The 12881-nt window shown below is 73.8% G+C and carries 12 protein-coding genes; 7 read left to right on the top strand and 5 right to left on the bottom strand.

The features are described from left to right. Positions 1–34 precede the first annotated feature (34 nt). Positions 35–1498 carry a diguanylate cyclase gene (locus NLX85_RS09980; RefSeq protein ID WP_254333861.1) on the top strand — a complete coding sequence of 488 codons (1464 nt, stop codon included), beginning with the start codon at positions 35–37 and terminating at the stop codon, positions 1496–1498. Between the two features lie 25 nt (positions 1499–1523). Here the strand turns inward: NLX85_RS09980 and NLX85_RS09975 are convergent, their stop codons facing one another. Together NLX85_RS09975 and NLX85_RS09970 are read right to left on the bottom strand one after the other, a co-directional pair. Next, entirely contained in the window at positions 1524–2582 is a 1059-nt protein-coding gene (locus NLX85_RS09975; RefSeq protein WP_254333859.1) for an aspartate-semialdehyde dehydrogenase, read from the bottom strand. 5 nt (positions 2583–2587) lie between these two features. Then, positions 2588–3853: an aspartate kinase gene (locus NLX85_RS09970; RefSeq protein ID WP_254333850.1), complete on the bottom strand. Its 1266-nt coding sequence runs from the start codon at positions 3851–3853 to the stop codon at positions 2588–2590. A 241-nt stretch (positions 3854–4094) separates the two neighbouring features. Here NLX85_RS09970 and NLX85_RS09965 point away from each other — a divergent pair, with 241 nt between their 5' ends. Then, a complete protein-coding gene (locus NLX85_RS09965) occupies positions 4095–4877 on the top strand; it encodes a hypothetical protein (RefSeq protein ID WP_254333848.1) in 783 nt (260 codons plus the stop codon). Positions 4878–4963: 86 nt separating this feature from the next. After that, complete coding sequence (locus NLX85_RS09960) at positions 4964–5494, top strand: nitroreductase family protein (protein WP_254333847.1); 531 nt, start codon at positions 4964–4966, stop codon at positions 5492–5494. 15 nt (positions 5495–5509) lie between these two features. On the opposite strand, the gene NLX85_RS09955 is transcribed toward NLX85_RS09960, so the two are convergent. Further along, positions 5510–6496 carry a MarR family transcriptional regulator gene (locus NLX85_RS09955; protein ID WP_254333845.1) on the bottom strand — a complete coding sequence of 329 codons (987 nt, stop codon included), beginning with the start codon at positions 6494–6496 and terminating at the stop codon, positions 5510–5512. Between the two features lie 77 nt (positions 6497–6573). On the opposite strand from NLX85_RS09955, the gene NLX85_RS09950 reads away from it, so the two are divergent. Further along, complete coding sequence (locus tag NLX85_RS09950) at positions 6574–7845, top strand: MFS transporter (RefSeq protein WP_254333843.1); 1272 nt, start codon at positions 6574–6576, stop codon at positions 7843–7845. Positions 7846–8083: 238 nt separating this feature from the next. Continuing rightward, a complete protein-coding gene (gene leuA, locus NLX85_RS09945) occupies positions 8084–9835 on the top strand; it encodes a 2-isopropylmalate synthase (RefSeq protein WP_254333841.1) in 1752 nt (583 codons plus the stop codon). A gap of 39 nt (positions 9836–9874) precedes the next feature. On the opposite strand, the gene NLX85_RS09940 is transcribed toward leuA, so the two are convergent. Together NLX85_RS09940 and NLX85_RS09935 are read right to left on the bottom strand one after the other, a co-directional pair. Next, entirely contained in the window at positions 9875–10087 is a 213-nt protein-coding gene (locus NLX85_RS09940; protein ID WP_254333839.1) for a DUF1737 domain-containing protein, read from the bottom strand. Positions 10088–10112: 25 nt separating this feature from the next. After that, positions 10113–11594, bottom strand: a complete 1482-nt coding sequence (locus NLX85_RS09935) for an MFS transporter (protein WP_254333837.1) — start codon at positions 11592–11594, stop codon at positions 10113–10115. A 140-nt stretch (positions 11595–11734) separates the two neighbouring features. On the opposite strand from NLX85_RS09935, the gene NLX85_RS09930 reads away from it, so the two are divergent. Then, a complete protein-coding gene (locus NLX85_RS09930) occupies positions 11735–12361 on the top strand; it encodes an HNH endonuclease family protein (RefSeq protein WP_254335502.1) in 627 nt (208 codons plus the stop codon). Further along, positions 12343–12858 carry a hypothetical protein gene (locus tag NLX85_RS09925; protein WP_254333835.1) on the top strand — a complete coding sequence of 172 codons (516 nt, stop codon included), beginning with the start codon at positions 12343–12345 and terminating at the stop codon, positions 12856–12858. Before NLX85_RS09930 ends, NLX85_RS09925 begins: the two co-directional genes overlap by 19 nt. Positions 12859–12881: the final 23 nt, after the last annotated feature.

Genomic DNA, 12881 nt, shown 5'->3' with positions numbered 1-12881 from the left:
TGATCGCGCCCCGCCCCCTCCGAGCAGGAACGACGTGGATCACGAGCGAGTCGTCCGGGACGTCACGGTCCGCCTTCCCATGGCGTCGACCGGGCTGGAGGCGTGCCAGTGGACCGTCGCGGCGCTGGCCCGGCACACCCCGGCGACGATCTCGATCCTGCTCCAGGTCCACGACCGGCTCCGCTGCGTCGCGGCCACCGGCGCCTGGCAGGTCTTCTCCACCGTGCCGTTGAGGACCGGGAGCGACAACGCCGGCACCCCGCTCCGTGACCCGGAGCGGTCAATCGTCGCCCGTGTGTATGACTCCGGCGAGCCCGCCACCGTCCCCGACGTGACCGCCGACCCCGACTACCTCCCCGTACGCCCCGACGTCACCGCCGAGATCTGCGTGCCGGTGCGGGACCGGTCGGGCCGGCCGCTCGGCGTGCTGGACCTCCAGTGGAGCGGCCCGGTCGAGACGGACCGGTGGCGGGCGACCGCGCAGCGGCTGGCCGACCGGCTCGGTGCCCGGATCGGCGCGCTCGGCGGCCGGCCGGCGGAGAGCCGCAGCGAGAAGCTGCTCCGGCACGCCACCGCCATGACCACCGCACCCACCGACTGGGACCTGATGACCGCGGCGATCGCCGCGGCCCGGGACGTCTCGGCCCTCTCCGCCGCCGTGCTGATCCTCGACGGCCGGCGTGAGCCGCGGCTGGGCGCCCCGACGGGCACCCCCGGCCCGCTGGAGGCCCGCATCCGGGCCGAGCTGGCCGAGGCCGGGCCGGCGGCGCTCGGCCGGATGATCGCCCGGGCGCACCGGCACGGTTCGGCGTACACGCTGGGCGAGGCGGGGCACCCGCCCACCGAGGACTACCTGCCGCTGACCCGGGCCGGGGCGCGCACCCTGGTGGCGGTGCCGGTCGGCCCACCGGACGGCGGCGGGGTGCTGCTGGTCGCCGACGAGCGGCTGCTGCGCCCCGACCCGACCACAGTCAACCTCATCGAGCTGCTGGCCGGGCAGGCGTGGACCTGCCTCGACCGGCTGCGTACGCTCGCCCGGCTGCGCGAGCAGGCCAGCTCGGACCCGCTCACCGGCCTGCGCCACACCGGGCCGTTCGGGCAGCGGATCGCGCGTGCCACGCCGGGGCGTACCGCCCTGCTGGCGATCGACGTGGACGGCTTCAAGGACGTCAACGACACGTACGGCCACCAGGCCGGCGACCGGCTGCTGGTGGGGCTGGCCCGGGCGCTGGAGGGGGCGCTGCGCCAGGGCGACGAGCTGTACCGGACCGGCGGCGACGAGTTCGTCGCGGTGATCGAGGTGAGTCGCCCCGAGGAGGCCGTGCGGATCGCCGAGCGGCTCACCGAGGCCGCCCGCCGCGCAGGCCGGACGATCAGCGTCGGCGTCGCCCTCCCCCGCCCCGGCGAAACCCCGGAGCGAACCCTACGCCGCGCCGACCAGGCCCTCTACGCGGTGAAGAAGCACGGCCGGGACGGCGTACACCTCTCCGCCGCCTGACCGGCGCGGCCCTGGAGCGGCCGGATCAGCGGGTCAGTTCCTTCGCCAGCAGTTCGGCGATCTGGGCGGTGTTCAGGGCGGCGCCCTTGCGGAGGTTGTCGCCCGTCACGAAGAGGTCCAGGGCGCGGGGGTCGTCGACCGCGCGGCGGATCCGGCCGACCCAGGACGGGTCGGTGCCCACCGCGTCGATCGGCATCGGGAATTCGCCGGCGGCCGGGTCGTCGACCAGGATCACGCCGGGCGCGTTGCGCAGCACCTCGCGGGCGCCCTCGGCGTCCACCTCGGTGGCGAAGACCGCGTGCACGGCGACCGAGTGACCGGTCACCACCGGCACCCGGACGCAGGTCGCGGAGACCTTGAGGTCGGGCAGCCCGAGGATCTTGCGCGACTCGTTGCGCATCTTCAGCTCCTCGGACGACCAGCCGCCGTCCGCCAGTGAGCCGGCCCAGGGCACCACGTTGAGCGCCAGCGGCGCCGGGAACGGGCCCAACTCGTCACCGACCGCCTGCCGGACGTCGCCCGGCCGGGAGCCGAGCACCCGGTCCCCGGCGATCTTGCCGAGCTGGGCGTGCAGCGCGTCCACGCCGGCCTGCCCCGCCCCGGAGACCGCCTGGTACGAGGCGAGCACCAGCTCGCGCAGCCCGTACTCGCGGTGCAGCGGGGCGATCGCCACGATCATCGCGAGGGTGGTGCAGTTGGCGTTGGCGATGATCCCCTTCGGGCGGTTGCGGACCTGCTCGGGGTTGATCTCGGGAACGACCAGCGGGACGTCGCGGTCCATCCGGAACGCGCCGGAGTTGTCCACGGCGACCGCGCCACGGGCGACCGCCACCGGCGCCCACTCGGCCGAGACCTCGTCGGGGACGTCGAACATGGCCACGTCCACGCCGTCGAACGCCTCGGGGGTGAGCGCCTGGACGGTCAGCATCTCGCCCCGGCACTGGATCTGGCGGCCGGCCGAGCGCTCGGAGGCGAGCAGCCGGATCTCGCCCCACACGTTGCGGCGGGAGGAGAGGATCTGGCACATCACCGTGCCGACGGCGCCGGTCGCTCCGACCACGGCGAGGGTGGGCAGCGACGACATCCCCACTACCGCCCGGTGCCGGCGTAGACGACGGCTTCGGTGTCACCGCCCAGCTCGAAGGCGTCGTGGATGGCCCGGACCGCCTTGTCGAGGTCGGTGTCCCGGCAGACCACGGAGACCCGGATCTCCGAGGTGGAGATCATCTCGATGTTCACGCCGGCCGCGCCGAGGGCGGCGAAGAAGCCGGCCGCGACGCCCGGGTGCGAGCGCATGCCGGCGCCGATGAGGGAGATCTTGCCGACGTGGTCGTCGTAGAGCAGGCCCTTGAACTTGACCGGCTCCTGGATCTTGCTGAGCGCGGCCATGGCGGTCGGGCCGTCGGTCTTGGGCAGCGTGAACGAGATGTCGGTGCGGCCGGTGCCCTCGGTGGACACGTTCTGCACGATCATGTCGATGTTGATCTCGGCGCCGGCCACCGTGTCGAAGATCCGCGCGGCGGCGCCCGGCTCGTCGGGCACCCCGACGATGGTGATCTTCGCCTCGCTGCGGTCGTGGGCGACCCCGGTGATCAGTGCCTGTTCCACAGGAAGGTCCTCCATCGATCCGGTGACCATCGTGCCGGTGTTGGTCGAGTATGACGAACGGACGTGGATCGGCAACCCCGCGCGCCGGGCGTACTCGACGCTGCGCAGGTGCAGCACCTTGGCGCCGCAGGCGGCCAGTTCCAGCATCTCCTCGTAGGTGATGTGCTTGATGTGCCGGGCGTTCGGCACGATCCGCGGGTCGGCCGTGAAGACCCCGTCCACGTCGGTGTAGATCTCGCAGACGTCCGCGTCCAGCGCGGCCGCGAGGGCCACCGCCGTGGTGTCCGACCCGCCCCGGCCCAGCGTGGTGACGTCCTTGGTGTCCTGGGAGACGCCCTGGAAGCCGGCCACGATGACCACCGCGCCCTCGTCGAGCGCGCCCTTGAGGCGACCCGGGGTGACGTCGATGATCCGGGCCCGGCCGTGCACCGAGGTGGTGAGCACGCCGGCCTGCGAGCCGGTGAACGAGCGGGCCTCGTACCCCAGGTTGTGGATCGCCATGGCGAGCAGCGCCATGGAGATCCGCTCCCCGGCGGTGAGCAGCATGTCCAGCTCGCGGCCGGGCGGCAGCGGGCTGACCTGGTTGGCCAGGTCGAGCAGCTCGTCGGTGGTGTCCCCCATGGCGGAGACCACCACGACCACGTCGTCGCCGGCCTTGCGGGCCGCCACGATGCGCTCGGCCACCCGCTTGATCCGCTCGGCGTTGGCGACGGAGGACCCGCCGTACTTCTGCACCACGAGTGCCACGACGGTGCACTCCCTCCCAGCGACGACCCTGAGCGTGCCGGCGCCGCCGGTTTCTTCGGTCCGGCGGCGCGTGTCAGACCTCCCCAGGGTATCGGGCGGCGCACGACGCCGGGTCGGGTGATCCCACCATCCGGCCCGGCGTGGGGCGGCTCACCGGGGCCGGCCCGGCCGCGCGACACGCCGACGGGCACACCCGTACGGTGGGCTCCCCGCACCCGGGCCGGCACCGCAGAATGAGCCGGTGCACGCACACCGACGCGCGGCCCGGCGGCTGACCGGCGCCCTGGCGCTCACCCTGCCGGCGCTCCTGGCCGCCTGCACCGCCGACCCGCCGAGCCCGGCCCCGACCAGCACCGCCGATCCGGTCCCGGCCGAGGTGGACGCGGCCCGCGACGAGCTGGCCGCGCTGGCCGCCGCCGCGCAGGACCGGCACCTCACCGCCACGTACACCTTCGAGCCGGCCGACGGCGCGGCCCGGACGGTGGCGGTGACCAGCGCGAACGACGGCACCTGGCGGGTGGACGTGCCCGGTTGGGGGCAGGGCGGCGCCGTCGACGTCTCGCTCGCCGCGAACGCGGACGGGCTCTTCCAGTGCGCCCTGCCCTCGGCCGGCTGGGCCCAGCAGGCGGGCTGCGTACGCCTCGGCGACGCCGACGACGCGGTGCCCCGGAAGCTGGACCCGCGGGTGCAGCACCCGTTCACCGACTGGCTGGAGGTGCTCACCGACCGGCGGGCCCCGCTCGCGGTCTCGCCGGCCGCCCCGCTGCCCGGGGTGAGCGGCGAGTGCTACTCGGTCGAGTCGACCTCGGCCTCCCTGAACGCCCCGCTGGACGTCGGCATCTACTGCTACCGGCCGGACGGCACCCCGGCGGCGGTCCGGGCCGCCTTCGGCACCCTGAAGCTGGCCGGCGAGCCGGGCGCGGCACCGGCCACGGTGCAGCTGGCCGGGCCGGTCACCGAGGGCGAGCCGGTGAGCCGGGAGGCGCCGTCGCCGACCGACAGCCCGAGCGCGGGAACGCCGTGACCCTGATGTCCGTTACGGGTGCTCTTAACCACATCTGACCGGGGGCGGTCGAGGGTGCAAAACACCCATGAGGGATGCTTCTCCGCATGCTCGACCTCACCCCGCTGCTCGCCTTCCGCTGGAGCCCGCGCGCCTTCGACCCGACCGCCGGGCTCACCGGCGACGAGGCCACCTCGCTGCTGGAGGCCGCCCGCTGGGCGCCCTCGGCCGGCAACACCCAGCCGTGGCGGTTCGCGCTCGGGCACCGGGATGACGACACCTGGAAGCGGCTGCTGATCAGCCTCCCCGACGGCGACCAGCGGTGGGCCCGGCACGCCGCGGCGCTGCTGCTCGGCGCGCACACCGGCGGCGACCCCGAGCGGGCCGCGTACGACCTCGGTCAGGCCGTCGCCCACCTGACCGTGCAGGCCACCGCGCTCGGCCTGCACGCGCACCAGCTCACCCACTTCGACCGGGCCGGCCTCGCCACCGAACTGGACCTGCCGGCCGGCGTCCGGCCCGCCGTGGTGGTCGCGATCGGCCGGCTCGGCGACCCGTTCGCGCTCCCCGAGGACCTGCGGGACCGGGAGACCGCGCTGCGCCGCCGCCTCCCGCTCAGCGACCTGCTCCTGGCCTGACCGCTCCGGCCGACGTCACCCGCCGCCGCTGGCCCGGACCAGGACCGTCGCCGCCTCGGTGTTGCGGTAGAGGACGTGCCGGCCCTGCCGGGACCGGGAGACCAGGCCGGCGGCGTGCAGCGCGGCCAGGTGCTGCGAGACGCTTCCGCCCGACAGCCCGGTGCGCCGGGCCAGATCGGTGGTGGTGGCCGCCGTGTCGAGCAGGTGCAGCAGCGCCGCCCGGCCTCCGCCGACCACCCGTGCCAGCGCGTCGCCGGACGGCGTCGCGGTCGCCTCCCAGAGCGTCCCGACCGCACGGACCGGATAGGCCGCGGCGGGCAGCGATGCCTCCAGCAGATTCCACAGCACTCGCCGCTCGGTGAACACCGTCGGGTTCAGCGCCAACCCACGACCGCGCAGGTCGAAGTCCCGCTCGAACGGGTCGTCGCCGACCACCCGGTCACCGAGCCAGCGCAGGCTCGGGTGCAACTGTTCGAAGAAATGACCGGCCCCGCCCTCGGCGAGCTGGGCGGCGCGGTACGCCACGTCGGCGTCGAGCAGCGCGCGCATCCGCGGCCAGTCCGGGGAGATCGCCTCGTCGTACCAGACCCGTACCGCGTCGACGAGCTGCGGCAGCAGCTCGCGGGGCTCGGCGAGCAGCGCCCGCCCGAACGGACTCAGCGGCCGGCGCGGGGTGGTCGCCAGCAGGTCCCGAACCACCACGTCGGGTGGCGTCGCCGCGATCTGATCGAGTTGCTCGGCCATCTCCACGTTCGGGCGGGCCGCCGGGGTGAGGAAATCGGGCAACGGGCAACCCCGCCAGGTCAGGTCCACAAGCGGTCGGACCCGGGCAGCCACCTCGGGGCGGCGCAACGTCACCCGGGCCCGGTCGATCCAGGGCAGGTGCACCGCGTAGCGGAGCGGGCTGGCCAGCGCCCACATGCTCATGACCGTCTCGTTGGCCGGCGACACGGCGACCCGCACTCCCGCCACGTCGGCCAGGCTGAACCGCAACTCGGACACACGACCCCCGAACCCAGGATTCGGCCCAGCCTAAAAGGTTCGACGGGAACCGTGGGGACCGGATTCACTCACCGCCCATGGGGGCCAGAGAAGTCATCCGCACCGCCGTCCGCCACGTCGTACCGCCCGCCGGGCTGACCCGCGCCCTGGCAGTCCAGGCCATGGTCGGAGCCGTCGGCAGCGGCCTGTTCCACGCCGGCAGCGCCGTCTTCTTCACCCGGGCGCTCGGCCTCAGCGCCGCCCAGGTCGGGTTGGGCCTGTCCATCGCGGCCGGGGTGTCGCTGCTGGGTACGGTGCCGCTGGGCGGGCTCACCGACCGGTACGGGCCGCAGCGGGTCTGGTTGGCCGGGCTGGTGCTCAACGCCGCGCTCTTCGCGACGTACCCGTTCGTGGGCGGCTTCGCGAGCTTCCTCGCCGTGGTGGTGGCGCTGGCAGCCGTGGACGCGTCGACAGGCGTGGCCCGGCAGGTCTACTCGATCAACGCGGTCCCCCCGGCCGAACGGGTCACGGCGATGGCGTACCAGCGCTCGTCGTTGAACGTCGGCTTCGGGCTGGGCGCGGTGGTCAGCGGCCTGGTGCTGGCGGTGGACACGATCGAGGCGTACCGGGGAATGGTCTGGTTCATCTCGGCGGTCTTCCTGGTCACGGCGCTGTTCGTGCGACGGCTGCCCCGACTGCCGCAGGTGACCCGGCCGGTGGAGCCGATGAGTCGGCTCGCCGTGCTGCGGGACCGCCCGTTCATGGCGGTGTCCCTGCTGTCCGGGCTGCTCACCGCGCACGGGGTGCTCTACCTGACGGTCATGCCGCTGTGGATCCTCACGCACACCGACGCTCCGAAGACGGTGATCGCCGCGCTGGTGCTGCTCAACACGGTCCTGATCGTGCTGCTCCAGGTACGCGTCAGCCGGGGTGCCGACACCGCCGCGGGCGCGGCGCGGGCCTCCCGTCGTGGGGGTCTGCTGATCGCCCTTTCCTGTCTGGTCCTGCCGCTCTCCGCGGTCACCCGGGGTCCGCTCACCGTCGTGGTGCTGGTGGCCGCCGCGACGGTGCTGATCCTGGCCGAGCTGATCGAGTCGGCGGGCAAATGGGGGCTCACCGCCACCCTTCCGCCGGACGACCAGCGCGGCGCGTACGTGGGGGCGCTGCGGCTCGGCGAGCAGGTGCAGTATCTGATCGCCCCGGCGGGCCTGACCGCCCTCGGCGTGACCACCGGCGGCTGGGGCTGGTTCCCGATGGCAGCGATCTTCGTGCTGGTCGCAGCGGCGATCGTGCCCGCGGTGGCCTGGGCCGAGCGGACGCCGCGGCTGGGTGCCGCGGCCGTCGAGAAGACGGTGACACCGGTCCCATAGTCCGGACCTGGCTTCCCACCACCCATCTCACCACGTAGGGTGACCTAGTCATGTGGCGTGCGTACCTTCTCCTTGGCTGCCGCGACGAGGCCTGACCGGCCGGCACCTCGTCGCGGAGTTGAACCGCGCCGTCCAGCACATCCGAACTTCCTCTCGGCACCGCCGCGCACCGTCGCCCGGCATCTCGCCGACACCTTCCGATCTGCTGACGCCACATGTTCCCAGGGAGCACTCCGAGATGGCTCAACCTGTCACCGACGCTGAGACCGATCCGATCGCCCGGCAGCGCCCCAGCCGGATGCCGTTCCAGCGTTACCTGCCCTACCACCAGCAGTTCCGGTTCGACCTGCCGGACCGCGCCTGGCCCACCCGCCGCGTCGAGACCGCGCCCCGGTGGTGCGCCGTGGACCTCCGCGACGGCAACCAGGCCCTGATCGACCCGATGTCCCCGGAGCGCAAGCGCCGGATGTTCCAGCTGCTGGTGCAGATGGGCTACAAGGAGATCGAGGTCGGCTTCCCCTCGGCCAGCCAGACCGACTACGACTTCGTCCGCCAGCTGATCGAGCAGGACCTCATCCCGGAGGACGTCACCATCCAGGTGCTGACCCAGTGCCGGGAGCACCTGATCGACCGGACCTTCGAGTCGCTGCGCGGCGCCCACCGGGCCATCGTGCACTTCTACAACTCCACCTCGACGCTCCAGCGCCGGGTGGTCTTCGGCCTGGACCGCGACGGCATCACCGACATCGCCACCACCGGCGCACGGCTCTGCCAGAAGTACGCGGAGATCCACACCCCGGACACCGACATCCACTACGAGTACTCGCCGGAGTCGTACACGGGCACCGAGCTGGAGTACGCGCTGGAGGTCTGCGCCAAGGTCATCGAGGTGGTCGACCCGACCCCGGACCGGAAGCTGATCGTCAACCTGCCGGCGACCGTCGAGATGGCCATGCCGAACGTCTACGCCGACTCGATCGAGTGGATGCACCGGCACCTGCCCCGCCGGGACAGCCTGGTGCTGAGCCTGCACCCGCACAACGACCGGGGCACCGGGGTGGCCGCCGCCGAGCTGGGCCTGCTGGCCGGCGCCGACCGCATCGAGGGCTGCCTGTTCGGCAACGGCGAGCGCACCGGCAACGTCGACCTGGTGACCCTGGGGCTGAACCTGTTCTCCCAGGGCATCGACCCGATGATCGACTTCTCGAACATCGACGAGATCAAGCGCGCCGTCGAATACTGCAACCAGCTGCCGGTGCACGAGCGCCACCCGTACGCGGGCGACCTGGTCTACACGGCCTTCTCCGGCTCGCACCAGGACGCGATCAAGAAGGGCTTCGACGCGCTGCACGCCGACGCGGCGGCGGCCGGGGTGCCCGTCGACGGGTTCACCTGGGCGGTGCCCTACCTGCCGATCGACCCGAAGGACCTGGGCCGCACCTACGAGGCGGTCATCCGGGTCAACTCGCAGTCCGGCAAGGGCGGCGTCGCGTACATCATGAAGTCCGAGCACCAGCTCGACCTGCCGCGCCGCCTCCAGATCGAGTTCTCCGGCGTGGTGCAGCAGGTCACCGACCACGACGGCGGCGAGGTCGAGCCGGGCACCATGTGGGAGATCTTCGCCCGCAACTATCTGGCCGACCACCAGGTCGACCCGGCGGTCACGCTGGCCGGCTACGCCATCGGCACCGCCGAGGGCAAGGTCGAGATCGAGGCCCGGGTCGGCTACGACGGCGAGGTCCGCCCGCTCACCGCGGTCGGCAACGGCCCGATCGACGCGTACGTCAACGCGCTCCAGTCGGTGGGCGTGGCCGTACGGGTGCTCGACTACCACGAGCACGCGCTGTCCTCCGGCGGGGACGCGCAGGCCGCCGCGTACGTGGAGTGCGAGGTGGACGGCCGGACCGTCTGGGGCGTGGGGGTCGACGCCAACATCGTGACCGCCTCGATCAAGGCGGTCACCAGCGCGGTCAACCGCGCCCGGAGCTGAGCGACGGGTGGTCGGGCCCCGCGGGGCCCGACCACCCGCTCAGACCGGCACGATGACGGGGTTGCCGTCGTCGAGCACGACCGCCTGCGCCACGATCACCCGCTGCCCGTCGAAGGTCGCCGCCGGTGAGCCGTGCAGCCGGTAGCCGTCGGCCAGCAGGTCGCTGACCCGCCGGCAGAAGTCGGCGTCGTCCGGCCCGGTCAGCAGCCGGTACCGCAGCCGGGCCGGCGTCCCACTCTCCTGATCACCCATGGTCCGACGCTAACAGCGCCACCGGTCACCGCCGGTCCGGTGGCGTCGAGGCGGGCAGGGAGGGGCAGGGCTGGCCGCCGGGTGCGGTCCGCGCCGGCCGGTGGATCAGCAGCCCGGCCAGCACCGCCCCGGCCAGCAGCAGGCCGGCGCACCAGAGCATCGCCCCGCGGAACGCGTCCGCCAGTGCGGTCTTCTGCTCGTACCCGGTGCCGGAGAGGCCGACGAGCAGCGGCAGCGCCGCCACCGCGAGCAGGCCGCCGGCCCGGGAGGCGGCGTTGTTGAAGCCGCTCGCCACCCCGGCGAACCGGTCCGCCACGGCGGCCAGCACGGACGCCGTCAGCGGGGCGACCACCAGGGTGAGCCCCGCGCCGAACAGGACCACCCCGGGCAGCACGTCCGTCCAGTAGGACGCACCGGGGCCGACCCGGCGCAGCAGCAGCAGGCCGGCCGCGGCGACCACCGGGCCGACGGTGAGCGGCAGCCGGGGGCCGATCCGGGCGGCGAGCGCCCCGGCGCGGGCCGAGCCGACCAGCAGCAGCAGCGTCATGGGCACGGTGGCCAGGCCGGTGAGCAGCGCCGACCAGCCGACCACGTTCTGCAGGTAGACGGCGAGGAAGAAGGTGAACCCGCCGAGGGCCGCGTACACCACCACGGTGAAGACGTTCAGCACCGAGAAGAGGCGGCTGCCGAACAGCCCGGTGGGCAGCATGGCGGCGTCGCCGCGGCGCCGCTCGACCAGCACGAAGACCACCGCGCCGAGCACACCGAGCACCGCCGCCGCCAGCACCGTCGGGGAGCCGGCACCGCGCGCCGGGGCGTCGATGAGGGCGTACGTGACGCCGCCGAGCCCCAGCGCGCCGAGCAGCGCCCCGGCCACGTCGAACCGCCGGCCGGCCCCGGTACGCGAGGCGGCCTCGTCCCGGCTCTCCGGCACCCAGCGCAGCGCGGCGAGCAGCACCCCGACGGCCAGCGGCAGGTTCACGAAGAAGATCCACCGCCAGGAGAGCGTGTCGATCAGCCAGCCGCCGAGAAGCGGGCCGAGCGCCGTGGACACCCCGGAGAGCCCGGACCAGGTGCCGATCGCCCTGGCCCGGTCGTCGGGGTCGAAGCTGGCCTGGAGCACGGAGAGCGAGCCGGGGGTGAGCAGCGCCCCGCCGGCGCCCTGGAGGAACCGGGCCGCGATCAGCCAGCCGGTCCCCTGGGCCAGCCCGCAGAGCACCGACGCCACGGCGAACCACACGACCCCGACGAGGAAGACCCGCCGCCGCCCGAACCGGTCGCCGAGCGCGCCGCCCAGCAGCACGAAGGCGGCCAGCATCAGCAGGTAGCCGTTGACGGTCCACTGGAGACCCGCGACGGTGGCCCCCAGCTCGGCGCCGAGCCGGGGCAGCGCCACGTTGACCACGGTGCTGTCCAGGAAGACCATGCCGGAGGCGAGGATCGCGGCGAGCAGCGTGCCGCGGCCGGCGGCGGAGCCGATGCGCAGCGCGGGGGCGGGTGCGGTCATGGGTAACCACTCTGCCGGGCGCTCCACTGCCGACGCCACGAATCACAGAAACCGTCGCCCCGGTACTGTGCGGGATCGCCCGGAGCACGCAAGCTGGAGAGGTGTCGTCTGTGCGTACCAGATCAGGAGCCCGTGCCGGGATGGCCGCCGCGCTCACCGCGGTGCTCGCCCTCGGCGTGGCCGGTTGCGTGCCGGTCGACGAGCCGGACACGCCGCCCAGCAGCGCCGGCAACGTCGACCAGCAGCTCGGTGAGCTGACGGTCGCCGCCGCCGGGTCGATGAAGGGCTACAGCCGGACCCGCTTCCCGCACTGGCGGGACACCGGCAAGAACTGCGACGTGCGGGACAGCGTGCTGCAACGGGACGGCGAGAGCATCAAGCTCTCCGGCTGCAACGTGGTCGACGGCCGCTGGGAGAGCCCGTACGACGGACTGTCGCTGACCGATCCGGCCGACGTGGACATCGACCACATGGTGCCGCTGGCCAACGCCTGGCGCTCCGGCGCCGACGAGTGGGACGACGCGAAACGCGGCGACTTCGCCAACGACCTGACCCGGCCGCAGCTGATCGCGGTTTCCCTCCGCTCCAACCGGGCAAAGGGTGACCAGGACCCGTCCCAGTGGAAGCCGGCGAACCGCTCGTTCTGGTGCCAGTACGCCGCGGACTGGGTCACGGTCAAGCACTACTGGCGGCTGACGGTGACCAGTGCCGAGAAGGCCGCTCTCACCGACATGTTGGAGGGCTGCACATGGGCGAACAAGCCGTGACCGGCGCCGGTGGCACACCGGCGCCGGAGAGGACGCCGGACGCCACCGGCGAGGACGCGGCGGCGGCGGCCGGCGGTGCCGCGGCAGCCGGCGGCGCGACCGCGCCCGGCGGTGCGGCGGCGCCCGGCCCGACCTCGGCCGGGATGACGGCCGACGGCACGCCGGCCGCACCCACCGACGTCTCCGGGGCCGGGATGTCCGCCGACGCCACCCCGCCCGCGCCCGCCGGTGCCCCGGCGGCGCCCGGGCCGCAGGAGCGGACCAGCGACATCACCGCCGGCCCGGGCGGGGTGATGACGGACGAGGCCGGCGTGGTGACCGGCGACCTGACGCTGCGCACCGAGTACGCCGACGGCCAGGTCACCCTGCGGGTGCAGTACAAGGACGCCGACGAGTGGTACGCGGTGACCGGCGGCCGGGTGCCGCTGGCCGACGCGGCGGCGCTGGACGCCGTCCACACCGTCGCGGTGGCCCTGCTCAACCGCCCCGAGGGCTGACCCGCTCCGCACACGACGAGGCC

This window comes from Micromonospora sp. A3M-1-15 (assembly GCF_024213425.1).
In the GTDB taxonomy this organism is placed as follows: domain Bacteria; phylum Actinomycetota; class Actinomycetes; order Mycobacteriales; family Micromonosporaceae; genus Micromonospora; species Micromonospora chersina.
The sequence above is the reverse complement of the archived record's forward strand: the minus strand, read 5'-3'. Positions and strand labels throughout refer to the sequence as shown.

What these genes read in the sequence shown, in the direction of transcription:
- leuA (WP_254333841.1), top strand. Translation starts at nt 8,084, where the DNA reads ATGGCTCAACCTGTCACCGACGCTGAGACCGATCCGATCGCCCGGCAG.
- NLX85_RS09940 (WP_254333839.1), bottom strand. Translation starts at nt 10,087, where the DNA reads ATGGGTGATCAGGAGAGTGGGACGCCGGCCCGGCTGCGGTACCGGCTG.
- NLX85_RS09930 (WP_254335502.1), top strand. Translation starts at nt 11,735, where the DNA reads ATGGCCGCCGCGCTCACCGCGGTGCTCGCCCTCGGCGTGGCCGGTTGC.
- NLX85_RS09975 (WP_254333859.1), bottom strand. Translation starts at nt 2,582, where the DNA reads ATGTCGTCGCTGCCCACCCTCGCCGTGGTCGGAGCGACCGGCGCCGTC.
- NLX85_RS09960 (WP_254333847.1), top strand. Translation starts at nt 4,964, where the DNA reads ATGCTCGACCTCACCCCGCTGCTCGCCTTCCGCTGGAGCCCGCGCGCC.
- NLX85_RS09925 (WP_254333835.1), top strand. Translation starts at nt 12,343, where the DNA reads ATGGGCGAACAAGCCGTGACCGGCGCCGGTGGCACACCGGCGCCGGAG.
- NLX85_RS09950 (WP_254333843.1), top strand. Translation starts at nt 6,574, where the DNA reads ATGGGGGCCAGAGAAGTCATCCGCACCGCCGTCCGCCACGTCGTACCG.
- NLX85_RS09935 (WP_254333837.1), bottom strand. Translation starts at nt 11,594, where the DNA reads ATGACCGCACCCGCCCCCGCGCTGCGCATCGGCTCCGCCGCCGGCCGC.